Annotated in this window: 21 protein-coding genes; 15 read left to right on the top strand and 6 right to left on the bottom strand. The window is 73.0% G+C overall.

The annotated features are described in order from the left end of the window. Nucleotides 1-26: 26 nt before the first annotated feature. From ACIPJI_RS04255 to ACIPJI_RS04230, 6 genes are all read left to right on the top strand, one after another. Nucleotides 27-2,141, top strand: a complete 2,115-nt coding sequence (locus ACIPJI_RS04255) for an MMPL family transporter (RefSeq protein WP_402244393.1) — start codon at nucleotides 27-29, stop codon at nucleotides 2,139-2,141. 145 nt (nucleotides 2,142-2,286) lie between these two features. After that, nucleotides 2,287-2,700: a hypothetical protein gene (locus ACIPJI_RS04250; RefSeq protein ID WP_402244391.1), complete on the top strand. Its 414-nt coding sequence runs from the start codon at nucleotides 2,287-2,289 to the stop codon at nucleotides 2,698-2,700. Between the two features lie 71 nt (nucleotides 2,701-2,771). Beyond that, the gene (locus tag ACIPJI_RS04245; protein ID WP_307706028.1) at nucleotides 2,772-3,419 is read left to right on the top strand and encodes a DUF3105 domain-containing protein; all 648 of its coding nucleotides are present in this window, start codon (nucleotides 2,772-2,774) and stop codon (nucleotides 3,417-3,419) included. 5 nt (nucleotides 3,420-3,424) lie between these two features. Further along, nucleotides 3,425-4,084, top strand: a complete 660-nt coding sequence (locus ACIPJI_RS04240; protein WP_402244389.1) for a DUF305 domain-containing protein — start codon at nucleotides 3,425-3,427, stop codon at nucleotides 4,082-4,084. A gap of 189 nt (nucleotides 4,085-4,273) precedes the next feature. Further along, entirely contained in the window at nucleotides 4,274-4,729 is a 456-nt protein-coding gene (locus ACIPJI_RS04235; protein WP_356619190.1) for a CBS domain-containing protein, read from the top strand. A gap of 112 nt (nucleotides 4,730-4,841) precedes the next feature. Then, nucleotides 4,842-6,599, top strand: coding sequence for an NAD+ synthase (locus ACIPJI_RS04230; protein WP_402244387.1), 1,758 nt, complete (start codon nucleotides 4,842-4,844; stop codon nucleotides 6,597-6,599). Here the strand turns inward: ACIPJI_RS04230 and ACIPJI_RS04225 are convergent. Further along, the gene (locus tag ACIPJI_RS04225) at nucleotides 6,568-7,797 is read right to left on the bottom strand and encodes an MFS transporter (RefSeq protein ID WP_356619186.1); all 1,230 of its coding nucleotides are present in this window, start codon (nucleotides 7,795-7,797) and stop codon (nucleotides 6,568-6,570) included. The two genes, ACIPJI_RS04230 and ACIPJI_RS04225, sit on opposite strands and share 32 nt — an antisense overlap. A 174-nt stretch (nucleotides 7,798-7,971) precedes the next feature. Continuing rightward, nucleotides 7,972-9,003 (bottom strand): endonuclease/exonuclease/phosphatase family protein, encoded by a 1,032-nt coding sequence (locus ACIPJI_RS04220; protein WP_307706033.1) that lies wholly within the window; start codon nucleotides 9,001-9,003, stop codon nucleotides 7,972-7,974. A 339-nt stretch (nucleotides 9,004-9,342) separates the two neighbouring features. Between ACIPJI_RS04220 and panB the strand changes: the two genes are divergently transcribed. Both panB and ACIPJI_RS04210 read left to right on the top strand, forming a co-directional pair. Further along, nucleotides 9,343-10,203 carry a 3-methyl-2-oxobutanoate hydroxymethyltransferase gene (gene panB / locus ACIPJI_RS04215; RefSeq protein WP_307706034.1) on the top strand — a complete coding sequence of 287 codons (861 nt, stop codon included), beginning with the start codon at nucleotides 9,343-9,345 and terminating at the stop codon, nucleotides 10,201-10,203. A gap of 135 nt (nucleotides 10,204-10,338) precedes the next feature. Then, on the top strand, nucleotides 10,339-10,701 hold the full coding sequence (locus ACIPJI_RS04210; protein ID WP_402244385.1) for a cupin domain-containing protein: 363 nt from the start codon (nucleotides 10,339-10,341) through the stop codon (nucleotides 10,699-10,701). Between the two features lie 71 nt (nucleotides 10,702-10,772). Here the strand turns inward: ACIPJI_RS04210 and ACIPJI_RS04205 are convergent, their stop codons facing one another. Further along, complete coding sequence (locus tag ACIPJI_RS04205; RefSeq protein WP_402244383.1) at nucleotides 10,773-14,084, bottom strand: CHAT domain-containing protein; 3,312 nt, start codon at nucleotides 14,082-14,084, stop codon at nucleotides 10,773-10,775. 67 nt (nucleotides 14,085-14,151) lie between these two features. Between ACIPJI_RS04205 and ACIPJI_RS04200 the strand changes: the two genes are divergently transcribed. The 4 genes from ACIPJI_RS04200 (at nucleotide 14,152) to ACIPJI_RS04185 (ending at nucleotide 17,074) form a co-directional block, all read left to right on the top strand. Beyond that, on the top strand, nucleotides 14,152-14,502 hold the full coding sequence (locus ACIPJI_RS04200) for a hypothetical protein (protein ID WP_307706037.1): 351 nt from the start codon (nucleotides 14,152-14,154) through the stop codon (nucleotides 14,500-14,502). After that, a complete protein-coding gene (locus ACIPJI_RS04195) occupies nucleotides 14,499-15,140 on the top strand; it encodes a hypothetical protein (protein ID WP_307706038.1) in 642 nt (213 codons plus the stop codon). Before ACIPJI_RS04200 ends, ACIPJI_RS04195 begins: the two co-directional genes overlap by 4 nt. A 111-nt stretch (nucleotides 15,141-15,251) precedes the next feature. Further along, a complete protein-coding gene (locus ACIPJI_RS04190; protein WP_402244381.1) occupies nucleotides 15,252-16,253 on the top strand; it encodes an ATP-binding cassette domain-containing protein in 1,002 nt (333 codons plus the stop codon). Beyond that, nucleotides 16,250-17,074 carry an ABC transporter permease gene (locus tag ACIPJI_RS04185; RefSeq protein WP_402244379.1) on the top strand — a complete coding sequence of 275 codons (825 nt, stop codon included), beginning with the start codon at nucleotides 16,250-16,252 and terminating at the stop codon, nucleotides 17,072-17,074. Before ACIPJI_RS04190 ends, ACIPJI_RS04185 begins: the two co-directional genes overlap by 4 nt. Nucleotides 17,075-17,091: 17 nt before the next feature. Here the strand turns inward: ACIPJI_RS04185 and ACIPJI_RS04180 are convergent, their stop codons facing one another. Beyond that, nucleotides 17,092-20,391 (bottom strand): BTAD domain-containing putative transcriptional regulator, encoded by a 3,300-nt coding sequence (locus ACIPJI_RS04180; RefSeq protein WP_402244377.1) that lies wholly within the window; start codon nucleotides 20,389-20,391, stop codon nucleotides 17,092-17,094. Nucleotides 20,392-20,813: 422 nt separating this feature from the next. Between ACIPJI_RS04180 and ACIPJI_RS04175 the strand changes: the two genes are divergently transcribed. Beyond that, complete coding sequence (locus tag ACIPJI_RS04175) at nucleotides 20,814-21,614, top strand: site-2 protease family protein (RefSeq protein ID WP_356619173.1); 801 nt, start codon at nucleotides 20,814-20,816, stop codon at nucleotides 21,612-21,614. Nucleotides 21,615-21,618: 4 nt separating this feature from the next. On the opposite strand, the gene ACIPJI_RS04170 is transcribed toward ACIPJI_RS04175, so the two are convergent. Both ACIPJI_RS04170 and npdG read right to left on the bottom strand, forming a co-directional pair. Further along, a complete protein-coding gene (locus tag ACIPJI_RS04170; RefSeq protein ID WP_307706043.1) occupies nucleotides 21,619-21,810 on the bottom strand; it encodes a hypothetical protein in 192 nt (63 codons plus the stop codon). 137 nt (nucleotides 21,811-21,947) lie between these two features. Further along, nucleotides 21,948-22,667 (bottom strand): NADPH-dependent F420 reductase, encoded by a 720-nt coding sequence (npdG, locus tag ACIPJI_RS04165; RefSeq protein ID WP_402244375.1) that lies wholly within the window; start codon nucleotides 22,665-22,667, stop codon nucleotides 21,948-21,950. A 94-nt stretch (nucleotides 22,668-22,761) separates the two neighbouring features. Here npdG and ACIPJI_RS04160 point away from each other — a divergent pair, with 94 nt between their 5' ends. Together ACIPJI_RS04160 and ACIPJI_RS04155 are read left to right on the top strand one after the other, a co-directional pair. Next, a complete protein-coding gene (locus ACIPJI_RS04160) occupies nucleotides 22,762-23,382 on the top strand; it encodes a hypothetical protein (protein WP_402244373.1) in 621 nt (206 codons plus the stop codon). Nucleotides 23,383-23,436: 54 nt separating this feature from the next. Then, nucleotides 23,437-24,720: an MFS transporter gene (locus ACIPJI_RS04155; RefSeq protein WP_402244371.1), complete on the top strand. Its 1,284-nt coding sequence runs from the start codon at nucleotides 23,437-23,439 to the stop codon at nucleotides 24,718-24,720. Nucleotides 24,721-24,788 lie beyond the last annotated feature (68 nt).

The raw sequence follows: 24,788 nt of genomic DNA, 5'->3' as shown, positions 1-24,788 counted from the left end.
CGCACTCCACACCCAGGAGACTACTCATGAAAGCGCTGCTCAAGCGCCTGGCCTCGGCGCCCGGCGGCCGACGCACCAAATGGCTCGTCCTGCTCGGCTGGATCGTCGTCGTCGTGGCCCTCGGCCCGCTCGCCGGAAAACTCGGCGAGGTCGAGGACACCGGACCGAACGCCTTCCTGCCGCGGGGGGCCGAGTCGGCCGCGGTCAACACGGAGCTGGAGAAGTTCCGCACCGACGAGGTGATGCCCGTCGTCGTCGTGTACAGCGCCGACCGGCCGCTCGCCGCCGGTGACCGCGCCGCGGCCGAGTCGGACCGCCGGGCGTTCGCCCCGCATGTGGCCGAGGGACGGCACCTGTCCCCCGTGCTGCCGTCCGACGACGGCAGGGCCCTGATGGTGGTCGTACCGCTGTCGGACGATCTCGGTGACCGGGTCGAGGGGATCCGCGACATCGCCGGCGCCAACGCCCCGCCCGGCCTGGACGTCGCGGTCGGCGGACCGGCCGGCTCGCTGATGGACCAGGTCGCGGTCTTCGACACGCTCGACGCCACCCTGATGATCGCCACCGGTCTGGTGGTGGCCGTGCTGCTGCTGATCACCTACCGCAGCCCGGTGCTGTGGCTGTTCCCGCTGCTGGCGGTCGGCTTCGCCGCCGTCCTGACCCAGGTCAGCACCTATCTGCTGGCCGAGTACGCGGGGCTGCCCGTCGACCCGCAGAGCGCCGGCATCCTGATGGTCCTCGTCTTCGGCGTGGGCACCGACTACGCGCTGCTGCTGATCGCCCGCTACCGGGAGGAGCTGCACCGCCAAGAGGACCGGCACACGGCGATGAGGCTCGCGCTGCGGCGTTCAGGGCCGGCGATCCTCGCCTCCGCCGGCACCGTCGCCGTCGGACTGGCCTGCCTGTCGCTGGCCGACATCAACTCCTCCCGCTCGCTGGGCCTGGTCGGCGCGATCGGCGTCGTCTGCGGCTTCCTGGCGATGGTCTCCGTGCTTCCGGCGCTGCTGGTGATCGCGGGCCGCTGGGTGTTCTGGCCCTTCGTGCCGCGTCACGGCACGCCCGTACGCAAGGCGGTCACCGTCTGGTCCCGTATCGGTGCGGCTGTCTCCCGGCGTCCGCGCTGGTCGTGGCTGATGTCGGTCGGCGTCACGGGTGTGCTGGCGCTCAGCGCGTTCGGCATCAACATGGGGCTCACCCAGGCGGAGATGTTCCAGGACAAGCCCGAGTCGGTCGTCGCCCAGGAGCGGATCTCGGCCCATTACCCGTCGGGGGCCTCCGACCCCGCGAAGATCGTCACGAACGCGGCCCAGGCCGGCGCGGTCGAGGCGGCCGCCGCGAAGGTGCCGGGCGTCGCCCGGGTCGACGCGGGTGACCGCACGCCCGACGGCGAACTGGCCACGCTGTCCGTCGTCCTGGAGGACGCTCCGGACAGCGACGCGGCCAAGGACACCGTCGACGCGCTGCGCTCCGCCGTCGACGACGTGGAGGGGGCCGACGCCCTGGTGGGGGGCACGACCGCGCAGACCCTGGACACCCAGCGGGCCGCCGACCGCGACCTGCGGACCGTGATCCCGGTGGTGCTGCTGGTGGTCCTGCTCGTCCTGGTGTGGCTGCTGCGGGCGATCGTCGCCCCGGTGCTGCTGCTGGCGACGGTCGTGCTGTCGTACTTCGCGGCGCTCGGCGCCTCGAACCTCCTGTTCGAGCACGTCCTCGGCTTCGCCGGTGTCGACTGGTCGCTCCCGCTGATGGGCTTCGTCTTCCTCGTCGCCCTCGGCATCGACTACAACATCTTCCTGATGCACCGCGTCAGGGAGGAGTCGGAGCGGCTCGGCCTTGCACGCGGTGTGCTGGAGGGCCTGACGACCACCGGCGGGGTCATCACCAGTGCGGGCGTCGTGCTCGCCGCGACGTTCGCGGTGTTCGCCGGGCTGCCGCTGGTGACGATGGCGCAGATGGGCACCCTCGTCGGCATCGGCGTCCTGCTGGACACGTTCCTGGTCCGTACGGTGCTGGTGCCCGCGCTCGCCCTCGACCTGGGCCGCTGGTTCTGGTGGCCGGGCCGGCTGTTCAAGGCCGGGGCACGGGCGGAGGCCGCCGCGGAGCGGCCCGCGCCGGCCGGGCGCGCGCCGGACCGGGTCTGACGCGCCGCGACAGGTCCGGGGCACACGGCACGGCCCTCGCGGGGCCCCGTCGCATCGCGGCGGGGCCCCGCACCGTCGCCGAAGCGGCCGTTAATTGCCGCCCGTCTGCGGTGCCGGTGGCGTCCGCCCACTACGATCTGCGGCCATGGGGGGTTCGCGGACCGACCGCCTCTCGCGCACCGCGCGTCCCACGGCTCTGCTGAGCGCCGTGGCGACGCTCCTCGGCGCGCTCTTCATCTGCCTCGGCCCGGCCGGTACGCACCACGGCAAGCCCTCTCCTCGGGCCCATGGACCGGGGGCGACGGCAGCGGCGGAAGCACCGACGGCGGCCCACACGGCGACCGCGTACAGCTGCCCGTACGACGACGGCGGCTGCGGGCTGCTGCCGGTGCTCAGCCCCGCGGTGCTCACCGTGCCGCCTCCGCAGCTCGACGCTCCGCTGGAGGCGGGCGCCGCGCTCCCCCACCCCGGGCCCGCCGCCGACGCCGGCGGCCGAGACCGTTCCGGCGTGCTCGCGCGCGCCCCGGACCTGCACGTCCTTCAGGTGCTGCGGACGTGACACCGCCCGCACGACCTCGCACGCATCGCTGAACCCCCCATTCCGCAGACTTCACGAAGGACACCGCCACCATGGCTTCCCGTAACACCACCAACGACCGCCGGGCCCGCATAGAGCAGATGCGCCGGGCCGAGCAGTCGCGTGAGCGCCGCAACCGCATCCTCACCATCGGCATCAGCGCCGTGGTCGTCGCCGGCCTCGTCGGCTTCGGTGGCTTCGTCCTCAACAAGGAGTCCGAGGAGAAGGAGCAGCGCGTGGCCGAGGCGAAGGCCCCGGTCAAGGACGAGAAGTCCTGGGACGCGAAGAAGCTCGGCCGCAACCACGTCGAGACGGCCGTCACCTACGAGATGAAGCCGCCGGTCGGCGGCGACCACAGCCAGGTGTGGATGAACTGCAACGGCGACGTCTACAAGGAGGCGATCCCCGAGGTCAACGCCGTCCACTCGCTGGAGCACGGCGCGGTGTGGGTGACGTACAGCGACAAGGCCGCCAAGGGTGACGTGGACAAGCTGGCCGAGAAGGTCAAGAAGACGCCGTACACGCTGATGAGCCCGTACAAGGACCAGCAGGGCGCGATCATGCTGAGCGCCTGGGGCAAGCAGGTGACCGTCGACTCGGCGGACGACAAGCGGGTCAGCCAGTTCTTCACCAAGTACGTGCAGGGCCCGCAGACGCCCGAGCCGGGCGCGGCCTGCACCGGCGGACTGAGCGGCAAGTGAGGGGCATGACGCGTACGCACTGGGCCGCCGTCACCGCGGTGGTCCTCGCGCTGCTCTTCGCGGGGGCGGCCACGGTGGCCTCCGCGGGGAGCGGCGGATCCGTCGCCGCGGACCGTACGCCGACGGGGGCGTCCGCGGACGCCGGTTTCGCCCGTGACATGTCCGTCCACCACCAGCAGGCGGTGGAGATGTCGTTCATCGTCCGTGACCGGACGAAGGACGAGGAAGTGCGCAGGCTCGCGTACGACATCGCCAACACCCAGGCCAACCAGCGCGGCATGATGCTGGGCTGGCTGGACCTGTGGGGCCTGCCGAAGGTGGACGCGGACGCCGAGCCGATGGAGTGGATGGCCGCGGGGGGCTCCGGGCACGGCGCTCACGGCGGCGGTCACCGGGCCGAGGACGGTTCGCTGATGACCGGCATGGCGAGCAGGGCGGACCTCGAGCGGCTGGGGCGGCTCAGCGGCAAGGAGGCGGAGGTCCTCTACCTCCAGCTGATGATCATCCACCACAACGGCGGGATCGCCATGGCCAAGGGCTGCGTCGAGCAGTGCACGGTCGAGGTGGAGCGCGATCTGGCGCAGGGCATGGTGGACGCGCAGGCGTCGGAGATCGAGCTGATGGTCGACCTGCTGCACCGCCGCGGCGCGAAGCCGCGCACCTGACAGGCGCCGCCGTTCGCCCACGGCCCCGTCCCGGACCTCTCCGGGACGGGGCCGCGCGCGTTCCCGGTGGTCGCGGGGGTGCGAGCAGCCGGTGCCGCGAGGTGCGGGCGGCTGCGGTCGCGTACGCCGTACCGCGCCATGAGAATGGGGTGGCTCGGGGCCGGTACGGCATCCAGGAGGCACGACCCCATGACCACTGCGAAGGACATCATGCACCCGGGGGCCCGGTGGATCCCCTCGCACGAGACCCTCGACCGGGCGGCGCAGCTGATGCGGGATCTGAACGTCGGCGCCCTGCCGATCGCCGACGCCGACGAGCGGCTGTGCGGCATCCTCACCGACCGCGACATCGTCGTCGGCTGCGTCGCGATGGGCCGTGACCCGGCCGAGGTCACGGCGGGCGAGATGGCCAAGGGAACCCCGCGCTGGATCGACGCCGGCGCGGACGTGTCGGCGGTGCTGCGGGAGATGCAGGGCCACCAGATCCGGCGGCTGCCGGTGATCGAGAACAAGCGGCTGGTCGGGATGATCAGCGAGGCGGATCTGGCGCAGCACCTGAGCGAGGACCAGATCGCCGGCTGGGCGGAGCGCGTCTACGCGGAGAGCGGCACGGAGCGCCTGAAGAGCGCGGGCTCCATGACCTGACGGTCTGCCGGGGGCGTGGCCGGCGCGGCCCGCCCCCTTTGCCGGTCGTCCGGCGATGTGCCGCGCATCACCCGGAAGGACATCGCGTCAGAAAGACGATTACACTGAGCCCGTGCCTCAACTACGCCTCGCTCTGAATCAGATCGACTCGACCGTCGGTGACCTCGCCGGCAACGCCGAGGCGATCGTGCACTGGACCCGGCACGCCGCCGAGCAGGGGGCGCATCTCGTCGCCTTCCCCGAGATGGTGCTGACCGGCTACCCCGTCGAGGACCTCGCGCTGCGGTCGTCCTTCGTCGAAGCCTCCCGTGCCACGCTGCGCGCGCTCGCCGCCCGCCTGGACTCCGAGGGGTTCGGCGAACTCCCGGTGATCGTCGGTTACCTGGACCGTTCGGAGACGGGCCGGCCCCGGTTCGGCCAGCCCGCCGGATCGCCGCGCAACGCGGCCGCCGTGCTGCACCGCGGTGAGGTGGCGCTCAGCTTCGCCAAGCACCACCTTCCCAACTACGGCGTCTTCGACGAGTTCCGCTACTTCGTGCCGGGCGACACCATGCCCGTGATCCGCGTCCACGGCATCGACGTGGCGCTCGCGATCTGCGAGGACCTCTGGCAGGACGGCGGCCGGGTGCCCGCCGCCCGCAGCGCGAAGGCCGGACTGCTGATCTCGATCAACGCCTCGCCGTACGAGCGCGAGAAGGACGACACCCGCCTCGAGTTGGTGCGCAAGCGCGCCCAGGAGGCCGGCTGCACGACGGCGTACCTGGCGATGATCGGCGGGCAGGACGAGCTGGTCTTCGACGGCGACTCGATCGTCGTCGGCGCGGACGGCGACGTCGTCGCCCGGGCACCGCAGTTCGCCGAGGGCAGTGTCGTACTGGATCTCGAGCTGCCCGCCGCGGCCGCCGACGCGCCCGAGGGCGTGGTGGACGACGGGCTGCGCATCGACCGCGTCGTGCTGTCGCAAGAGCCGCTGCCCGCGTACGAGGCCGAGCTGACGGGCGGTTACGCCGACCGGCTCGACGACGACGAGGAGGTGTACTCGGCGCTGGTGGTCGGTCTGCGCGCGTACGCCGCCAAGAACGGTTTCAGGTCCGTCCTGATCGGCCTGTCCGGAGGCATCGACTCCGCCCTCGTCGCCGCGATCGCCTGCGACGCGCTCGGCGCACAGAACGTGTACGGCGTCTCCATGCCGTCGAAGTACAGCTCGGACCACTCCAAGGGCGACGCGGCCGAACTGGCACGGCGGACGGGGCTGAACTTCCGCACCGTACCGATCGAGCCGATGTTCGACGCCTACATGGGTTCACTGGGTCTGACCGGGCTCGCGGAGGAGAACCTCCAGTCGCGGCTGCGCGGCACCATGCTGATGGCGATCTCCAACCAGGAGGGCCACATCGTCCTCGCGCCGGGCAACAAGTCCGAGCTGGCGGTGGGGTATTCGACGCTCTACGGCGACTCGGTCGGCGCGTACGGGCCGATCAAGGACGTCTACAAGACGACCGTGTTCCGGCTCGCCAAGTGGCGCAACCGGGCCGCGGCGGAGCGCGGCCAGACCCCGCCGATCCCGGAGGCGTCGATCACCAAGCCGCCGAGCGCCGAGCTGCGCCCGGGGCAGGTGGACACCGACTCGCTGCCGGACTACGACGTGCTGGACCGGCTCCTCGAGCTGTACGTGGACCGCGACCAGGGCAAGGACGCGATCGTGGCGGCCGGCTTCGACGAGGCGCTGGTGACGAAGACGCTGCGGATGGTGGACATGGCGGAGTACAAGCGGCGCCAGTACCCGCCGGGCACCAAGATCTCGGCGAAGGGCTTCGGCAAGGACCGCCGGCTGCCGATCACGAACCGCTGGCGCGAGGCGACGAGCTGACCGGCTCCGCTGCGAGGGGGCTTCCCGCGATCACGCGGGAGGCCCCCTTTCCGTCGCGGTCCCGGTCGAGCAGTCCGGCCACGGCGGCGATCGCGAGACCCACGACGGCGAGGACCGCGCCGACGAACGCCGGGGACGTCCAGCCCCAGCCTGCCGCGATGGCCGCGCCGCCGAGCCAGGCGCCGCCGGCGTTGGCGAGGTTGAAGGCGGAGTGGTTCGAGGCGGAGGCGAGGGTCGGGGCGTCCTTGGCCTTGCGCATCACCAGCATCTGCAGCGGAGTGGTGGTCAGGAAGCCGACCGCGCCGAGGACGACGACGGTCGTCAGGGCGAGCCACGGGACGTGGACGGTGAACGGGAAGGCGGCCAGGACCAGCGCGAGCGCGGTCAGGGAGCCGTAGAGCGTCGGCCGCAGCGCGCGGTCGGTGAGGGGGCCGGCGGCGAGCGCGCCGAGCGTCATGCCGATGCCGAACAGGGCGAGGACGAGGGTGACGGACGACTCCCCCAGGCCGATCGCCCCGGTCGTCATCGAGGCGAGGTAGGAGTACACGGCGAACACTCCGGCGAAGCCGAAGACGGCGGTCAGCAGACCGAGCAGCACCTGCCGGTCGCCGAGCGCGCGCACTTCGCGGCCGATGCCCTGGTGGGCGTCGAGGGGCATGCTCGGCACGAGGCGGGCCAGGGCTGCCATGGCGACGAGGCCGATGGCGGTCACGACGAGGAACGTCGCGCGCCAGCCGAGCTGCTGGCCGAGCGCGGTCGCGGCGGGGACGCCGACGATGTTGGCCACGGTGAGTCCGAGGAACATGGTGGCGACGGCACGCGCCTGCCGGTGCTCCCGTACGAGGCGCGCCGCGACGACGGCACCGACTCCGAAGAACGCGCCGTGCGGCAGTCCGGCGAGCACGCGCCCCGCGAGCAGGGTGCCGAAGCCGGGCGCGAGGGCGGAGGCCAGGTTGCCGACGGTGAACAGAGCCATCAGGAGCAGCAGCATCCGCTTGCGCGGGACGCGGGAGCCGAGGCCGGTGAGCAGCGGGGCGCCTATGACGACGCCGATGGCGTAGGCGGAGACGAGATGGCCGGCGGTGGGCACGGAGGTGCCCAGGTCCTCCGCGACGTTGGGCAGCAGGCCCATCATCACGAATTCGGTGGTTCCGATGCCGAAGGCGGACACGGCGAGGGCGAGGAGCGCCAGGGGCATGGGAGGGTGAGCCTTTCCGAGTAAGTTCGTTCTCGGAACAAATGCTCTCAGACGTTTTGTTCCGCCCGGTGAACGGCGGGTTGCGCCGGCGTTCTCCCCGCCCCCCGGACAGACGGCCGCGCCCGGCCCCACGGGCCGGGCGCGGTCACAGGAAGGGCCGCGGTGGGACCAAGGTCACAGGTCCACGCGGGCCGCGATCGGCAGATGGTCGCTGTTCGTCCGCGGCAGCGTCCACGACGAGACCGGCTCCACGCCGCGCACCATGATCTGGTCGATCCGCGCCATCGGGAACGCCGCCGGCCAGCTGAACCCGAAGCCGTCGCCCGCCGCGCCCTGCGTGGAGCGCATCTGGGACGTGACGGCGTTCAGCGAGCGGTCGTTCATCGTGCCGTTGAGGTCACCGAGCAGCACGACCCGGTCCAGCCGCTCGCGGGCGATGGCCTCGCCCAGCGCGTCGGCGCTGTTGTCCCGCTGGTTGGCGGTGAAGCCCGCGTGGAGCTTCACGCGGACGGACGGCATGTGCGCGACGTACACCGCGACCTCACCGCCGGGCGTCGCCACCGTGGCGCGCATCGCGCGGGTCCAGCCCATCCGGATGTCGACGGGCGAGGTGTCGGTCAGCGGGTACTTGCTCCACAGCCCCACGGTGCCCTCGACGGCGTGGTGCGGATACGTCGCGGACAGGGCTTTCTCGTACGCGGTCACCTGCCCCGTCGGCAGCTCCTGCAGTGCGAGGACGTCGGCACCGGACGCGGCGACGTCCTCCGCGGTGCCCACGGGGTCCGGGTTGTCCGCGTTCACGTTGTGCGTGGCGATCGTCAGATCGCCGCCGGTGGCCGCGGACTTGCCCAGCAGTCCGCCGAAGAGGTTGAGCCACACGACCAGCGGCAGCAGCACCGCGATCAGCGCGGTGGCGGAGCGACGCAGCACCGCCGCGACGGCGATCAGCGGGACGAACACGCCGAGCCACGGCAGGAAGGTCTCCGTCAGGCTGCCGAGGTTGCCGATCCGGTTGGGGATGTGGGCGTGCAGGATCATCAGCAGGGCGACCAGCACGGCACAGACGGCGAGGACGACGCCGCGCCGCCAGATGCCGCGGTCGCCGCGCCACCGCTCGGGCACCCCCCGGAGTCTGTCGGCAAAGGACCCGGTGGGCCGCGTCCGGGCCGTGCCGTTTCCCGTGTCCGCCGTGTACGCCTGCGCCATAGCTGTCCTCACTGCCTTGCTGTCACGCTCGGCCTCGCCGCCGTCCTTAAGGACCCTAGGCGATGACCGGTGGTCGTTCCGCCGTCCAGGGACGGCTGTTCTGCCTCGATGACGACGTGAGCGCGCGCCGGGTTCCTGCCGCCGGGCGTGGCGCGGAGGCTGTGACAGAACGGGCACACTCGGTGCGTCGGGGATCACACCGCGGCGGGCGTGTCCCGAGGGCGGCGACACGGCGTGTGAGGAGGTCCTCTTTCCCCCGGGTGGCATGAAGTGCCACCATGGGAGGCGATCCGGGGACGCCGTCAGGGCGCCACGAGATGACGAAGGAGCCGAATACTCATGACGCTTCAGCCTGCCCAGAAGGCCACCGACAGCAGCAAGGCGCTGTACGGCGGCAAGCAGTCGCGCCGCATCACCGTGCATGACATCGCCGCCGCCAAGGAGCGCGGCGAGAAGTGGCCCATGCTCACCGCTTACGACGCCATGACGGCGTCCGTCTTCGACGAGGCCGGGATCCCCGTGGTCCTCGTGGGCGACTCGATGGGCAACTGCCACCTCGGCTACGAGACCACCGTGCCCGTGACGATGGACGAGATGACCCTCCTGTCCGCCGCCGTCGTACGGGGCACCAAGCGCGCCCTCGTCGTCGGTGACCTGCCCTTCGGCGCGTACCAGGAGGGGCCGGTCCAGGCCCTTCGCAACGCGACCCGGCTGGTCAAAGAGGCAGGCGTCGGCGCGGTCAAGCTGGAGGGCGGCGAGCGTTCGCTGGCCCAGACCGAGCTGATCGTGCAGTCCGGCATCCCGGTCATGTCGCACCTGGGGCTCACCCCCCAGTCCGTGAACACCATGGGTTACCGGGTGCAGGGCCGCAGCGACGAGGCCGCCCACAGGCTGATCCGTGACGCGAAGGCCGCCCAGGACGCGGGAGCGTTCGCCGTGGTGCTCGAGCTGGTCCCGGCCGAGCTCGCCGCCGAGGTCACCCGCTCCCTGCACATCCCCACCATCGGCATCGGCGCCGGCCCCGACACCGACGCACAGGTCCTGGTGTGGACCGACATGGCCGGTCTGACGGGCGGCAAGGTGCCGCGCTTCACCAAGCAGTACGCCGACCTGCGCCAGACCCTCGGCGACGCGGCGAAGGCGTTCGCCGACGACGTCGCGGGCGGCGCGTTCCCCGCGGAGGAGCACAGCTTCCACTGAGCGACGCCCACAGCCGCGAAGAGCCACTCCCGGCACAGACGACAGCCCGCCGATCTTCCCCCGTCGGCGGGCTGTCGGCGTAGTGTGAGAGATGGCCTCGGGGAACGGCACGACACCGCCAGGAGGCGGGACATCATGGCCGCGATCACGAGCAGGAACTTCGACTCGGCTGACGAGACCCGTGAGTTCAAGGACGGGAAGGGCAAGCTGGACCTCATCAACACGGAGCACGGGCCGGTCGGCCGTGCCGTGTTCGAACCGGGCTGGCGCTGGTCCACCCACGTCAAGCCGATCGCGGGCACGGAGAGCTGTCAGGCCGCGCACGTCGGGTACATGATCAGCGGCCACATGAAGGTCGTCATGGACGACGGCGAGACCGGCGAGGCGGGCCCCGGCGACTTCATGTCGATCGCACCGGGCCACGACGCCTGGGTCGTCGGCGACGAGCCGTGCGTGCTGCTCGACTGGGTCGGCTTCGGCGACTACGCGAAGGCCTGACCGCTCTCCCCCTCCGCAGGGCCACAGGCCGCCGGCGCTGCCGGCGGCCTGCCCTGCGGAGGGGGCCTGCGCTACGGGCCGTCGTGCGTGAAGGGGGCCCAGAGCATCGGGTTCGTGGGGTCGTCGTCGCGCAGTTGCGCGACGGCACGGTGCAGGGCCACGGCGGCACCGGCAGAACATGGCCCGCCCGAGGCACCGAGGTTGCGGTAGAAGGCGGCGGCGACGGCGGGTGCGACCCGGTCCTGGACGGACCACAGGGTGGAGACGACATGGCGGAATCCCGCCATGCGCAGTGCGGCAGCGGTGTGGATGGCCTCGTCCGGCAACTGCCCACCGCCCAGCCGTGTGTGGCAGGCGGAGAGGAACGCCAGGTCCGCACCGTCCAGTTGGAGCTCCGCGAAGTCGAGCACGTTCATGTCTCCGTCACGCAGGCACAGGCCGGACGTGGCCGGTGCGTTCATGTCCAGTCTGCCGTGACAGGCGAAGTGCGCCCACGGGTGTCCGGGCAGCTGCTCGCGAACCGCCGCGACGGTGGCCGCGTCGTCGGCCAGGATGCTCAGCCGCCCACGGCCGAACGCCTCGCGCAGCCCTCGCAGTTCCTCGGGCACCCCCGGCAGCGGCGCGTGGCCTCGCTCGGTGTCGGACAGCGCCACGGCCAGCAGCCGGGGGTCACCGGCCGCCGGCCGCCGCATGGCGTCGATGAGAGCGGTGAGGGTCGAGGTGTAGGACGACACCACCGCGAACGGCAGTCCGACCGGCTCGCTCCGGTCGGCGCGGGTGCGCGGGTAACGCCCCGCCGCGTGCAGCGGCAACGACACCAAGGAGGCCGTCGGGCACCACCAGACCCGCGGCGGCGCCTCTGACCTGTACGGCAGGCCCAGCCGGTCCAGCACGGGCCGGGCGATCCTCTCCCACAGCCATTCCAGGGTGTCGTGGACGGTGTGCCGCGCCCGTTGCCGGATCCGGCCCGTGGCACCGGGTGCCAGCGCGTCCCCCAGGTGCTCCAGGTAGGTGTTGCAGACCCGGTCCGCGCTGCGGTGGTCGACGCCGGGCAGCGGTACGACGTCGACCCGTCCGCCCGGCAGTACGAGGATCGCGTCGCAGCGCACGGCGCTGATGTTGACGAGGACCACGGGGCCCTCCGCCGCCGCGGGAGCGAGTTCGCCGAACGCCGGCGGGGCGAGGAAGCGCTCGAAGCCCGGCAGGCTCCTGACCCGGTCGCGCAGCTGTGTCCAGCGGCGCGCCAGCCGCATCCGGGTCTCCGGGTCGACCCTGCCGTCACCGTCCAGCGCGGAGCGGATCTCCTTCGACTCCGCCGCCAGGGACGGCTCCCGAGCCGCGAGGGGGGCCAGGTCGCCGCGCAGGTGCAGCGTGGAACGCCACAGCACCGCACGCCCCTGCTCCAGGAGTTCCACCGCCAGCTCCGGCCGGCCGTCGATGATCGCCAGGGCCGCCGCGTCCCTCGGCATCGCCGCACCGCTGCGCAGGCCCTGCTCCTGGTCGGCTCGCTCGAGACCGGTCCAGCCGACGTCCCGGAGCAGGGAGACCGCGACGCGCGCCCCCGCCAGCGCGTCGGCGGTGTCGCCGGCCTCATGGGCCAGGCCCGCCCACATCCGGGTGGCGGTCAGACGGTCCTCGGGCGAGGAGCCGACGGCGTACGCCGCCTCCCGGAGCGCCGTCAGCGCCGCGGCGCGGTCGGGGCCGTCCGGTGCGTACCGGAAGCGGTTCACCAGCGCCACGGTCAGACCGATCAGCACCTCGGCGCGGTACACGTCCGTCGCCTCACATGCCGCGACCGCCGCGGTGAAGGCTCCTACGGCCTCCTCCACCTCCGCCCTGCCCGGCCCGGCCCCATCGCGCGAACGCAGCAGCAGCGAGCCGAGGAGCCGCTGCGACTCGACCGTGCTCTCCCTGCTCACCGCGGTGGCCGCCGCCTCCCGGGCCACGGCGACCGCGGCGTCCCGGTCGCCCTCCTCCTCGAGTGCCGTGGCCAGCACGACCAGCAGTTTCGGTCGTAGGGCGTGTGAGCGGGGCACGGCCGCCAGCGTGCGACGGGCTTCGTCCGACGTGGCGGCGCGACCGGCCGCGAACAGGGAGTGCATCAGCGTCCGTGGATGGTCCGCGGGTGCCTCTTGAAGGACGGTCCGCGCCGCTTCCGCCACTTCCTCGGCCTCCCGCCGGTCCTGCGACCGGCGGGTGAGGGAGGCCCGGCTGCGCAGCGCCGACGCGAGGTTGGTGGCGGCGTCCGCCCGGTGCCGCTGGTTGTCCGCGGTCCGTGCCGCCGCGCGCAGCAGGGCGACGGCCTCGTCCAGATCGTCCGGCGAACCTCTGCGCGAGCCCCGCATGTGCAGTGCCGCCCCGAGATTGGTGCGTGACACCGCGTCGTGCGAGGGCAGGCGCTCCACGGCGGCGCGCCCCAGCGCGACGGCCTCGTCCAGATACCCGTCGATCGCGGCCTCCGTGGCCGCACCGCCGGTGCCCGCTGTCGGCCCGCCACCGGCGTCCGCGTGCTGGACGGCCAGCGACGTCAGGGCGCCGCAGAGACTCGCCTCGAGGTGGGCCCGTGATCCCTCGTCGCCGCCCGGCTGCGTCAGCGCCTGCCTGCCGATGTCCACGGCCTGCCGCACCGGATCCGCGTCGCCGAGGACCTGGGACAGGTCGCGGAGCAGCGCCACGGCGGCCTGTGCGGCGTCCGTGCGCCGCGGATCGTCCGGGGCCCGGGCCGACAGTTCCTCGTGCGCCACGGTGACGGCCTCGCGCAGGTCGGCGATGTGTCCGCGCAGGTCGTAGCGGTGGCGCAGGACTCCCCGTAAGGCGCCCAGCAACGTCGCCCGTGCCGGATGCCCCTCGGGCGCCAGGCGCACCCCGTCCCGGGTGATGTTGACGGCCGCTACGAGGGCCGCGTCGTCGCCCGTCTCCTCGAACTGCTTGAACGCCGCCTCCGCCTTCAGGTACTTCAGCACCGGCGCCACCTCCGGGTCCACCGGAGGACCGGTGCGGGCGGCCCCCAGCCTCCGGAGGTTGGCGGCGGCCTGGGGATGGCCCATGGAGGCGGCGATCCAGAACCACTGGGCCGCGTCCGGGTCCTCCTGGTTGTGCAGCAGTACCCCGAGGTTGTTGGCGGCCTCCGGATGCCCGTGGTGGAACGCCTCGGTGTACCAGAGACGGGCCATGTGGATCCGGCCGGTGCGCTCCGCGAGCAGCGCCAGGTTGTACATCCCGTTGAAGTCGCCGTACTCCTCGGCGGCTTCCCTGAAGAGCTTCTCGGCCTCCTCGGTACGACCGTGGCGGTCCAACTCGATTCCGCGCAGCAGCAGTTGCCGCCCACGGTTGTCCCCCGCGCCGTCGCCCCCGACCTCGCCCTCACCGCTGCCGACCGCCATGAGCCCCCCTTGCCGCGAGTGGTCGAAACAGCACTCAAGGTAAACCGGCGCTCATTACAGTGTGGCCATGTCCGACGCAGCGGTCCCTGCCTATCTCGCCACCACCGACCGTGAACTGACCGATCGTGCCTACGACTTGCTCGAGGCCGGGCAGCTCACGGTGTCGCCGCACGGCTCGGGCGACGTGTACGGCTTCGTCGTGGCAGGTCCCTGTCCCCGCTGCGACCACCGGATCGTCGACCGGCAGGTCTCGGTCGCGCTCACCGGCACCGGCGGGGTGGGCCGTTCCGCGGACGCAGGCCCGGTGGAGTCCGTGGTGCTGGACATCTCCTGCGGCTGCGGCAGCACCCACCTGGACGCCCCGGAGGGCCTGACGGGGTGCGGTGCCAGCTTCCGTCTCGAACTGGACATCGTGTGAACCTGCGGCCCCGCAGGCCGGCCGGTCCGCCCAGTGCGACCGACCTGGCGGAGCGGGACCGGTTCCGGGAGCTGGTGCGCGAGTCGCTGCCGGCGGTGCGTGCGAGCGCGGAGGCGTGGCGGAACGGACTGGCGGCCTTCATCACCCTGATCGGCGCGGCGATCGTGATCAAGGGCCGGAGCACCACCGCCGAGCTGCCTTTCGGCTGGAGGGTCGCCGTCACCGTACTCGTCGGCGGCGGACTGGCCCTGGCCGTGGTGGGTCTGTGGCACGCGCTGGCGGCGCAGGCGGGGAACAAGCCGCTCGCCATGACCCTGACCGACATCCACCGCGACCACGGGTCGGTGGACGGTTTCGAGGTGGCGACGGCGATACGGGCGGCCCGGCGGCTCACCCGTGCCCGCCGTGCCGTCGCGGTCGCCCTCGTGCTGCTGTTCGCCGGCACCGCGCTCACCTGGTGGGCGCCTGCGGCCCGGCCCGCGTTCCTGAAGGTGACCCACGGTTCGGGGACCACCTGCGGCGTTCTGTTGTCGGCGGACGGCGGCAAGGTCCGCCTGTCCGTGGCCGGGCGGGCGGGCCCGGTCGAGATCCCGCTCACGTCGGTCGACAACATGGCCGTGACCGGCGCCTGCCCGTAGGCGGTCCCGCGAAGTCCCGCCCGGGCCGCGTCGGCGGTCCGCCGGTGTCCGTCGGCGGCGTGTCGGTGGCCTGTCGGCCGTCTGTCGGCGCGGGCGGACACCGTGGTCCCCATGACGCGAATCGACAAGAACGCCGTCGAGGTACGGGGCCTCGTCAAGCACTACGGGGAGACCAAAGCGCTCGACGGAGTGGACCTCGACGTCCGCGAAGGCACGGTCCTCGGGGTCCTCGGACCCAACGGCGCCGGCAAGACCACCCTCGTACGCTGCCTCTCCACGCTCGTCGTCCCCGACGCCGGCCGCGCCACCGTCGCCGGCTACGACGTGGTGCGACAGCCCCGTCAGCTGCGCCGCACCATCGGGCTCACCGGCCAGTACGCCTCGGTCGACGAGAAGCTGTCCGGACGGGAGAACCTCTACATGATCGGGCGGCTGCTCGACCTGTCCCGCAAGGACGCCCGCCGCCGCGCGGAGGAGTTGCTGGAGCGCTTCTCGCTCACGGATGCCGCCAAGCGCCCCGCCGGGCAGTACTCGGGCGGTATGCGGCGCCGGCTCGACCTCGCCGCCTCGATGATCGGCCGGCCGGCCGTGCTCTACCTGGACGAGCCGACGACCGGGCTCGACCCCCGTACCCGCAACGAGGTCTGGGACGAGGTGCGGCGGATGGTCGCGGAGGGCGCGACCGTGCTGCTCACCACCCAGTACATGGAGGAGGCCGAGCAGCTCGCGAGCGAGCTGACCGTCATCGACCGGGGCCGGGTCATCGCGGGCGGCGCGGTGGACGAGCTGAAGGCCAAGGTCGGCGGGCGCACCCTGCAGATCCGGCCGAGCGACCCGGCCCAACTCGCCTCCATGGCACGGGCTGTGACCGAGGCCGGGCTCGACGGTGTCGGAGGGGCGTCGGCTGTGCCGGACGAAGGACAGCTGTACGTACCGATCCTCAGCGACGAGCAACTGACCGCGGTCGTCGGAGTGCTGAGCGCCCACGACTTCCGGATCTCGCACATCGGCACCCATCTGCCCAGCCTGGACGAGGTGTTCCTGGCCATCACCGGCGAGAAGACCTCGCCCGCACCCGTCGGCACCACGATCCCCGAGGAGGTCGCGGCATGAGCGCGGCAACCGTCACCGCCCCCGCCGCCGTTCCCCGCCCGGAGGGGCGGATCGGCCTGCGGGCCGACCTGCGGCACATCGGCGCCCTGGTGCGCCGCAACATCATGCAGATCAAGCAGGACCCGGAGTCGATGTTCGACGTCCTGCTGACGCCGATCGTCTTCACGCTGCTGTTCGTGTACGTCTTCGGCGGCGCGATCGCCGGCAAGGGCAACCAGGACGTGTACGTCAACTATGTGGTCCCCGGCCTGATGGCGATGATGGGAATGAACATCGCCATGGCCGTCGGTACGGGGATCAACGACGACTTCAGGAAGGGCGTGATGGACCGGTTCCGGACGATGCCCATCGCCCGGTCGTCGGTCCTCGTCGCGAAGATCGTCGTCGAAGTGGGCCGGATGCTGGTCGCCATCGCGATCCTGCTCGGCATGGGTTTCCTGCTCGGGCTGGAGATCAAGACCTCCGTGCTCGAACTCTTCGGGGCCGTCGGGCTCTCGCTGGTCTTCGGCGCCTCGCTGACATGGATCTTCATCCTGCTGGGGCTGACGATGAAGACGGCGCAGGCCGTCCAGGGGATGGCCATGCTGGTGCTGGTGCCGTTGCAGTTCGGGTCGTCGATCTTCTCGCCGCCGTCGACGATGCCGGGCTGGCTGAAGACGTTCACCGACTACAACCCGCTCTCCAACCTCGCCGACGCGGCACGCGCGCTCATCAACGGCGGGCCGGTCGCCGAGTCGGTGTGGATGACGCTGGGCTGGGCGGCGGCGATCACCGTGGTGACGGCGCCGCTGGCCGTCGCCAAGTTCCGCAGGAAGACCTGACGTCCCGTCCTCGGCGTTCAGCCCGTGGCGCTCACCAGGGCGGCGGCCTCCTCCAGGGTGAGGCCGCCGCCCTCGGCGTACGCGTCCTCGAAGGCGGCGTCCCCGAGGACGGCACGTGCGGCGTCCTCGGCGAGACGGCGGTTCTCCCGCTCCAGCGCCGTCATGAAGTGGCGCTGCGGCAGCAGTCCTTCGTACGCCCCGAGCAGCCGGGCCGCGACCAGGGCGTCGCCGGCGCCCGCGAGGGCGCGGGCCGCTGTGAGGACGTGCGCGGCAGGCATCTGCGGCGCGACCATCATGGACAGCGGTTCCATGGCGTACGCGAGCGCCGTACGGGCTCCGTCGCATGCCTCGGCATGACGGCCGTCGACGGTGTCCAGCCAGGCCAGGAAGCCGATGACGATGCCCTGGAAGACGGCGAAGGTGTCGCTGGTGAGGTCCGCGCGCAGCGTCTCCAGCTCCCTGCGCGCCTCGCCGATGCGGCCGGAGCGGCCGAGCCGCATCGCGAGCACCATCCGGGCCAGTGACCTGGCCTCGTACCCGGCGTCGTGTCCCGCGGCGAGCACCTCGCGCAGGATCGTCTCGGCCTCCGCCCCCCGGCCGTCCTCCAGCAGTGCGTTCGCCAGGCGGCCGCGCAGCACGAACGCCTGGCCCTTGGCGCCGAGCGTGGCGGCGTGCTCGACGGCCTCACGGTAGTCGGCGGCGGCCTCCTCGTACGCGCCCTGCCGCTCGTGGGCCTCGCCGCGGGACGCGAGTGCCTCGGCCACGCCCCAGGCGTCCCCGAGCCGTTCGAAGATCCGCAGGCTGCGGTCCGCGTCGCGGTGGGCGTCACCGGCCCACATGCCGCGGTTGGCCAGGATGTTGGCCCGCCACTGGAGTGCGTTGGCCAGTTCCCACTCCGGGCCGTGCTCCTCCGCGATCCGCACGGTCCGGTCGAGGACGCGGCGTACGTGGTCGCCGTCGCCGGTGATCAGTACGGCGTAGAACCAGAGCGAGGCGGGAAAGCGGCAGCTCTGCGGCGGACCCGCGTCGTAGACGCCGACGACACGGCGCAACCAGGCGAGCTTCTCCGGAGTGGTCCACTCCTCGGTGCCGTGGTCCATGCTGACCATCCGCATCAGCGCGGCCTGCCGCCGGGCCTCTGCGAGCAGTTCGGGCGTGAGCGGCGGGGGCGAGTCCGTGCACCGCTCGCTGAGCGGCGGCGCCGGGCACGCGGGCGGTGCGAAGGGGTCGGGGTGGAGGGCGGCCACGGCCTCGGTCCAGTGGCGGGCGTCGGTGCGCAGGTCCTGCATGTGCCAGTACCAGGCCAGGGAGAGGACGAGGCACAGCGCCTCGTGCTCGTCACGGGCGGCGACCGCCCGTCGCAGGGCGGTGCGCAGGTTCTCGTACTCGCGCCGCAGCAGGGCGAGGGCGGCGTGCTGGCCGTGGCCGCGGAGCCGGGGGTCGGTGGTGCGGGCGAGCTCCCGGTAGTGCACCAGGTGCCGCCGCTCGGCCCCGGTCCGCTCCCCGGCCTCGTCGAGCCGTTCGGCGGCATACTCGGCGACGGTCTCGAGCAGCCGGTAGCGCATACGCCCGTCGGCGGCGGGCTCGGCGACGACGAGCGACTTGTCGACAAGGGCGCCGACCACGCCGGCGACGTCCCCCACGTCCCCCGTCTCGGCGGCGCTCCCGCCCGGGGCCGGGGCCGGGCAGACCGCTTCGGCCGCCGACAGGTCGCAGCCGCCGGTGAAGACCGACAGGCGGCGCAGGACCGCCCGTTCCTCGGGGGTGAGCAGGTCCCAGGACCAGTCGACGACCGCGCGGAGCGTCTGCTGACGGGGCAGGACCGTACGGGCGCCGCTCGTCAGAAGACGGAAGCGGTCGTCGAGACGGTCGGCGATCTGACGCGGGGTGAGCATCCGCAGTCGCGCCGCGGCCAGTTCGACGGCGAGCGGCAGCCCGTCGAGGCGGCGGCAGATCTCCGCGGCCGCGGCGGCGGTCTCCTCGTCCGCGTCGACACGGAAGCCCGGTCTCGCGGACGCTCCCCGGTCGGCCAGCAGCCGCAGCGCCGTCGCGTCCGGCAGCGGGCCCACCGGGCGGATCTGCTCGCCCGGTACACCGAGCGGTTCGCGGCTGGTGGCCAGGATCGTCAGACCGGGACAGCTGCCCAGCAGGCGCTCCGCCAGCACCGCCGCGGCCTCGACGACGTGTTCGCAGTTGTCGAGCAGCACCAGCATGCGGCGCCGGGCGCAGTGCTCGGCGAGACGCACGAACGGGTCGGCGCCGTGCGGGTCGGCGGCACGCAGCTCCTCCGCGCCCGCGCCGCGCAGCACCGTCTCCCGGGCACCGAGCGCCGTGAGCACCGCCTCGGGGACGGCCGACGGGTCGGCGACGGGCGCGAGTTCGGCCAGCCAGACGCCGTCCGGCCAGGGGTTGCCGGGCCGGGCGGCCGCCAGTTCCGCGGCCTCCTGCGACAGCCGCGTCTTGCCCGCGCCGCCGGGCCCGAGCAGGGTCACGAGCCGGGCCCGGGACAGGTCCTCGCGGATCTCGCGGAGTTCGGGTTCGCGGCCGACGAAGCTGGTGAGCCGGGCGCGGAGGTTGCCCACGGGGGCGGCCGGCGCCGGCGGGTTCAGCAACTCGGCGTGCAGTGCGGCCAGTTCCGGTCCCGGGTCGGTGCCGAGCCGTTCGGCCAGCCCACGGCGCACCTCCTCGTACGCCGCCAGGGCCTCGGCGGGCCGGCCGGTGTCGCGCAGCGCCCGGATCCGCAGGGCCTGGAGCCGCTCGTCGAGCGGATGCGCCTCGCACAGGGCCAGCAGCTCCGGGACCGCGGCCTCGGCGCCGCCGAGGCAGAGCGCCGCGGCGATCCGCGCGCGGCGGGCGTCCAGTCTGCGGGCCTCCCACCGTGCCTCGGCCGCGGTGCGGTCCGGCAGGTCGGCCAGCACCGGTCCCCGCCACAGCGCGAGGGCATCGTCGAGGAGGGCCGCCGCCTTGGTCGCGTCGCCGTCCTCGAGCGCCCGGGTGCCCTCGGCGGTGAGCCGGTCGAACCGGTGGAGGTCCACGTCGTCGGGGTCGGCGCAGAGCCGGTAACCGCCGTCGGCCAGGGCCACGGCCTCCGGCCCGAGAGCGCGGCGCAGCCTGCCGACCAGCGCCTGCAGCGCGCCGGCCGGATCCGACGGCGGGTCGCCGTCCCACACCTCGTCCACCAGCACGTTCGCGGTGACCGTGCGCCCCGCCCGGAGGGCGAGCGCCGTCAGCAGGGCACGCAGACGGACGCCGCCGGGCGCGACGGGCGTGCCGTCGTCACGGACGGCCTGGGTGGTGCCGAGCAGGAGATAGCGCACCGGCCCATTGTCCCTGTCGCCCGCGCACCGACCGCCGCACCGGCGCCGCCCGCGTACCCGCCGCGTCCGGCCTGCGCCGCCCCCGCACCGCCTCCGGTCCCGGAGCCGTCCCGTACCGACCGCCGGACAGGCGGCGACGCACACCGCACGCCGGGCCGGTGTCGAGCGCGTACCGACTGCCGGCGCTGTGCCGCCCGCGGACCGCCCGCAGGGCCGGTGCTGCGCCGCCCCCGCACCGCCTCCGGTCCCTGAGCCGTCCGCGAACCCGCCGCCGGGCCGGTGTCGTGGCCGGTGTCGCCGCCGCCCCGCGGGGGCAGGAGCAGGAACCGGGAACGGCGCCGGGACGTTTGACCCCACGGCGCCGGTGCGGTCTACTCCGCACACCCGCCCCGCACCCCCGCCACACCCCAGGAGCCGCGTTCATGACCACCGCCGCCAGGCGCCGCAGCGACAGCGCCATCAGTCCCGTGTTCCTCGGGATCGCCGCGGTGATGGCGGTCACCGGCTGGGCGGTATGGACCGACTTCGCGGCCAGCCCGGGGCTGGCCGTCTTCCTCTTCGTCGTCTCCGCCTGGATCGTCTCGCTGTGCCTGCACGAGTACGCGCACGCCCGCACCGCGCTGCACGGCGGCGACATCTCCATCGGCGCCAAGGGCTATCTGACGCTGAACCCGCTGAAGTACACGCACGCCCTGCTGAGCATCGTGCTGCCCGTCATCTTCGTGATCATGGGCGGTATCGGTCTGCCCGGCGGCGCGGTCTTCATCGAGCGGAACCGCATCAGCGGCCGCTGGAAGCACAGCCTGATCTCGGCCGCCGGCCCGCTGACGAACGTGCTGTTCGCCGCCGTGTGCACCGCCCCGTTCTGGCTCGGCGCGCTGGACGGCGTCCCGGTCGCGTTCCGCTTCGCTCTGGCGTTCCTCGCGATGCTCCAGGTCACGGCCGCGATCCTGAACTTCCTGCCGGTCCCGGGCCTGGACGGCTACGGCGTGATCGAGCCCTGGCTGTCGTACAAGGTGCGCCGGCAGGTCGAGCCGATCGCCCCGTTCGGGCTGATCATCGTCTTCGTGGTCCTGTTCATCCCCGAGGTCAACGGCATGTTCTTCGACGCCGTCCACGGGATCATGCAGGCCCTCGGGGTGGACGAGCTCGGCATCTACTGCGGCCGGGACCTGTTCGAGTTCTGGAACGGCCAGGACGAGTTCTGCGCGGTCCCCGCCTGACGGGTCAGGCGGAGCCGGACCCGGCGGCGGCCCGCTCCGCCTTCGCCCGGCGCAGGTAGTACCAGGCCATGTTCGACGCGAGGCCCGCGAGCAGCACCCACACGACCCCGAGCCACATGCCCTGCACGAAGGAGATCACCGCCGCGACGACGGCAAGGGCGCAGACGGCGAGGGAGTAGAGAGCGAGGCGGGGCATGGGGTACGGCTCCTGTCGGGTCCTGCGGGTGGTTCGGCCCTCCAGTGTCCCCCATGCGTCCCCCTGCCCGCCCGTCTCCCCCGGGCGCGCCCCGCCCAGCGAGCCCTCGCCCGCCCGGGACATGTCCTGGACGCGTCCTACACGTCGGTGACGCGCAGCCCCGCGTGTGCCTTGTAACGGCGGTTGACCGAGATCAGGTTGGCGACCAGCGACTCGACCTGATGGGCGTTGCGCAGGCGGCCCGCGAAGACGCCCCGCATGCCCGGGATACGCGCGGCCAGCGCCTGCACGATGTCGGTGTCGGCGCGGACCTCGCCCAGCACCATCACATCGGTGTCGATCTCCTCGATCGACTCGTCCTGCAACAGCACGGCGGACAGATGGTGGAACGCGGCCGTCACCCGTGAGTCGGGCAGCAGGACGGCGGCCTGCTCGGCGGCGCTGCCCTCCTCCGGCTTGAGCGCGTACGCGCCCTTCTTGTCGAAGCCGAGCGGATTGACGCAGTCGACGACGAGCTTGCCGACGAGCTCCTTCTGCAGCGTCTCCAGCGTCTTGGCGTGCCCGTCCCACGGCACGGCCACGATCACCACGTCGCTGCGCCGCGCGCACTCCGCGTTGTCGGCGCCCTCGATGCCGAGGCCCAGCTCCTGGGCGGCGGCCTCGGCGCGCTCCACGGAACGGGAACCGATGATCACCTTCTGGCCGGCCCTGGCCAGCCGGTAGGCCAGTCCCCGGCCCTGGTCGCCGGTGCCGCCGAGGACGCCGACGACGAGGCCGGAGACGTCGGGAAGGTCCCAGGGGTCCTTGGCGGGCGCCTTGGGCGCGGAGCCCGGGGTGTCAGTACCACTAGTAGTCATGGGCCGACCTTACTTCGCGGTACTGCCTCCCGATCGGGTGAGCCAGGCCCGACCGGGCCGCACGGGGCGGCGGTGCGGTGCAGGATGCCGGTCCATGGATGCCGTACGCGTCGCGCTGCTGCGCGAAGTCCTCGCCGGGACCCAATGGCCCGCGGCGGCCCGCCGGTTCGCCGGGGCGCTGCGCTCCTCCGTGGTGCCGCGCGGCGGCGGGCTGCTGCTGGTGGGGACGCGGCAGTACGAGCCGTGGCACATGGCCGCCCACCTCGTCGACGAGGCGGCATGGTCGGGACAGCCGGAGCTCGCCCCGACGCTCGTACGGCACCGGGTGGACGCCGGCGTCCCGGCGCATCTGGCCGTCGGGCTGGGCAGGCTCGAGGCGGCCAGGCGCGGTGAGACCCTGCTGCTGGTGGCCCCCGCCGCACCTGACCCGGGCCTGCTGGAACGGGTCCACGACGCACGTCGGGCCGGGGCGACGGTCCTGGCCCTCGACGGCGGCGACCCCGAGGTGCGGGGGCTGGCGCACGAGGCGCTCACGGTGCCGGGCCCGGACCACGCGGACGGGGCGGCCGAGATCGACATCGACACGGTGCAGCACCTCGTGAGCGCGGCGGCCGGCGAGAACTGCGTGCCGGCGCCGCGCGGCCGGTCGCGCTTCACGGACCGGCTGTCGCGTCTCGCGGACCAGCTCACGGCACCGCCGCCGCCCCGCTGGTGACACCGGCGGAAAATCGGTTGCCCGGGGCCATCAGCGGATCGAACATGGCCACCCGTGACCTCCAAGCCGTCCAAGCTCACCGCCGTGCTGCCCGACCTCTCCCCGTTGCGGTCGTCCCGCGGGTTCCGGCTTCTGTGGATACAAGGGCTGGTCACCTACTTCGCGAGCTTCATGGCGATGGTCGCGCTGCCGCTGCAGATCAAGGACCTGACCGGATCCCCGCTCGCCGTGGGCGCGATCGGCGCGGTCGAGTTGGTCCCGCTCATCGTCTTCGGCCTCTACGGCGGCGCCCTCGCGGACGCCGTCGACCGGCGCAGGGTGATCCTCGGCACCGAGGCCGGTCTCGGTCTGCTGGCGCTGATTTTGCTCGTGAACGCCGCGCTTCCCGAGCCGATGCTCTGGCCCCTGTACCTGGTGGCGGCGGGCGTCTCGGCCTGTGCCGGGTTGCAGCGCCCGGCCCTGGACTCGCTGATCGCCCGTATCGTGCCGCACGACCAGCTCACGGCGGCCGCGGCGCTCAACGCCGTCCGCTGGCAGGCGGGAGCGATCGCCGGTCCGGCGGTGGCGGGCGTCGTCGTCGCCTACGCGGGCCACGCGACGGCGTACGGGCTCACCGTCGTCGGCTTCGTGGTCTCCGTGCTGCTGTGCCTGCGCCTGGACCCGGCGCCGCCGGCGCACGACGCGCAGAAACCGTCCCTGCGGGGCATCGCGGAGGGCGCGCGGTACGCGTGGTCGCGGCCGGTGCTGCTCGGGACGTACGCGATCGACCTGGCCGCGATGGTGTTCGCCTTCCCCCACACGATCTTCCCGTTCCTGGCGGACGACCTGGACGCGGAGTGGGCCCTCGGCCTGATGTACGCGGCGGGCTCGGTCGGCTCCGTGCTGCTCAGCCTCACCAGCGGCTGGACGTCCCGGGTGCGCCGGCACGGCCTCTTCGTGGTCTTCGGCGCGGCCGGCTGGGGGCTGGCGGTGGCCGCGGCGGGATGGTTCTCGAACGTGTGGCTGGTGCTGCTGTGCCTGGCCTTCGCGGGCGCCGGGGACATGCTGAGCGGCCTCGGCCGCTCGACGATCTGGAACCAGACGATCCCCGAGTCCCTCCGAGGCCGCCTGGCGGGCATCGAGGTCCTCTCGTACAGCGTCGGACCGCAACTCGGCCAGGTCCGTGCCGGCGCGATGGCGGGCTGGACGGGCACCCGCCCGGCGATCTGGGGAGGCGGGGTGGTGTGCGTGGTGTCGGTGGGGCTGCTGGCGGCGGTGCTGCCGAAGCTGGTCACGTACGACGCGGAGACGGACGAGGACGCGGTGGCCCGGCGCGCGGCGGCGGGCGCGGGTGCGTGACGCCTACGGCGGGCCGCTTCCCTCGGGCAAGCCCCGACCCCGTACCGCGCTCCGCGCGGCGCAGAGCC

This window comes from Streptomyces sp. NPDC086835, from assembly GCF_044745705.1.
In the GTDB taxonomy this organism is placed as follows: domain Bacteria; phylum Actinomycetota; class Actinomycetes; order Streptomycetales; family Streptomycetaceae; genus Streptomyces.
The sequence above is the reverse complement of the archived record's forward strand: the minus strand, read 5'-3'. Positions and strand labels throughout refer to the sequence as shown.

What these genes read in the sequence shown, in the direction of transcription:
- ACIPJI_RS04190 (WP_402244381.1), top strand. Translation starts at nt 15,252, where the DNA reads ATGACGCGAATCGACAAGAACGCCGTCGAGGTACGGGGCCTCGTCAAG.
- panB (WP_307706034.1), top strand. Translation starts at nt 9,343, where the DNA reads ATGACGCTTCAGCCTGCCCAGAAGGCCACCGACAGCAGCAAGGCGCTG.
- ACIPJI_RS04255 (WP_402244393.1), top strand. Translation starts at nt 27, where the DNA reads ATGAAAGCGCTGCTCAAGCGCCTGGCCTCGGCGCCCGGCGGCCGACGC.
- ACIPJI_RS04245 (WP_307706028.1), top strand. Translation starts at nt 2,772, where the DNA reads ATGGCTTCCCGTAACACCACCAACGACCGCCGGGCCCGCATAGAGCAG.
- ACIPJI_RS04205 (WP_402244383.1), bottom strand. Translation starts at nt 14,084, where the DNA reads ATGGCGGTCGGCAGCGGTGAGGGCGAGGTCGGGGGCGACGGCGCGGGG.
- ACIPJI_RS04210 (WP_402244385.1), top strand. Translation starts at nt 10,339, where the DNA reads ATGGCCGCGATCACGAGCAGGAACTTCGACTCGGCTGACGAGACCCGT.
- ACIPJI_RS04240 (WP_402244389.1), top strand. Translation starts at nt 3,425, where the DNA reads ATGACGCGTACGCACTGGGCCGCCGTCACCGCGGTGGTCCTCGCGCTG.
- npdG (WP_402244375.1), bottom strand. Translation starts at nt 22,667, where the DNA reads ATGACTACTAGTGGTACTGACACCCCGGGCTCCGCGCCCAAGGCGCCC.
- ACIPJI_RS04175 (WP_356619173.1), top strand. Translation starts at nt 20,814, where the DNA reads ATGACCACCGCCGCCAGGCGCCGCAGCGACAGCGCCATCAGTCCCGTG.
- ACIPJI_RS04250 (WP_402244391.1), top strand. Translation starts at nt 2,287, where the DNA reads ATGGGGGGTTCGCGGACCGACCGCCTCTCGCGCACCGCGCGTCCCACG.
- ACIPJI_RS04160 (WP_402244373.1), top strand. Translation starts at nt 22,762, where the DNA reads ATGGATGCCGTACGCGTCGCGCTGCTGCGCGAAGTCCTCGCCGGGACC.
- ACIPJI_RS04185 (WP_402244379.1), top strand. Translation starts at nt 16,250, where the DNA reads ATGAGCGCGGCAACCGTCACCGCCCCCGCCGCCGTTCCCCGCCCGGAG.
- ACIPJI_RS04170 (WP_307706043.1), bottom strand. Translation starts at nt 21,810, where the DNA reads ATGCCCCGCCTCGCTCTCTACTCCCTCGCCGTCTGCGCCCTTGCCGTC.
- ACIPJI_RS04235 (WP_356619190.1), top strand. Translation starts at nt 4,274, where the DNA reads ATGACCACTGCGAAGGACATCATGCACCCGGGGGCCCGGTGGATCCCC.
- ACIPJI_RS04200 (WP_307706037.1), top strand. Translation starts at nt 14,152, where the DNA reads ATGTCCGACGCAGCGGTCCCTGCCTATCTCGCCACCACCGACCGTGAA.
- ACIPJI_RS04225 (WP_356619186.1), bottom strand. Translation starts at nt 7,797, where the DNA reads ATGCCCCTGGCGCTCCTCGCCCTCGCCGTGTCCGCCTTCGGCATCGGA.
- ACIPJI_RS04220 (WP_307706033.1), bottom strand. Translation starts at nt 9,003, where the DNA reads ATGGCGCAGGCGTACACGGCGGACACGGGAAACGGCACGGCCCGGACG.